Genomic DNA, 992 nt, shown 5'->3' with positions numbered 1-992 from the left:
CGTTTGGGACGGCCTGTGGTCGTGGTGGATTTGGAGACGACCGGTGGAAATTTCTATCAAGACAGGATAACGGAAGTTGCCCTTGTTCGTTTTGAGCAAGGACGCACCACACATTACGAGCAATTGGTCAATCCTTGCCGCAGCATTCCCGAATTTGTTGCCAGACTAACCGGGATTCATGATGAAACAGTGAAAAACGCGCCTGTCTTTGCCGATATTGCAGCCGATTTGTTGCCGCTATTGCAAGGTGCTGTGGTTGTTGCCCACAACAGCCGCTTTGACTATACCTTCCTGCGTCACGAGTTTGCCCGTATCCATACTGACTTTGCCGCACCCTCGCTCTGTACGGTTCAACTGTCTCGCCGCCTGTATCCTGAGTTTTACAAACACAGTCTCGACAGTATTATCGAACGCACCGGCATTCAGACTGCCAACCGCCACCGCGCCATGACCGATGTTGCCGCATTGTGTGATTATCTCGAATTAAGTCTGGCAGAAAAAAATCATCAACAATGGGACGAACACGTCCGTGTATTGATGAATCCGAAAATGTTGCCCAATTGGCTGCCTGATTCGCTCGCCCAACAGCTCTATGCCCTGCCTGACAGTTACGGCGTATTGGTTTGGTTTGACCATTTCGGCAAAGCCCAAGCCATTGAAGCACACGAACGCGCATACAGTGAAACCGCCACCCTGCTGCACAGCAAAAAACTGCCGCCGCACATCAAAGCCGCAGCCTCCATCCGTTTTATTCCGGCAGTCGGACAGCTCCATACACTATGGCTCAAAGCCCAGACCATGCAGGAATACCAGCTGATGCCGTCTGAAAAGTCCACATCGTTTTCTACCGTCCGCTTTATCGCTGACGAACACGGCAGCCTTCAAGCACACATTGTCTTGTTAAACAGCGGTACAAGAAACTGGCGTCCTTACGGTTTGTTTGCCCACAAAAAAGCAGCCAAACGCGCTTTGACGCAATGGTCGCAAGAACA

The 992-nt window shown here is 51.1% G+C and carries 1 protein-coding gene; it reads left to right on the top strand.

The genetic code is table 11. The features are described 5' to 3' along the window. A partial coding sequence (locus ACTHS3_RS14810; RefSeq protein WP_440368347.1) for a 3'-5' exonuclease occupies positions 1–992 on the top strand: 992 nt, incomplete at both ends.

Source organism: Neisseria sp. P0009.S007 (genome assembly GCF_051962515.1).
This window is presented reverse-complemented; position numbering and strand designations above follow the sequence as displayed.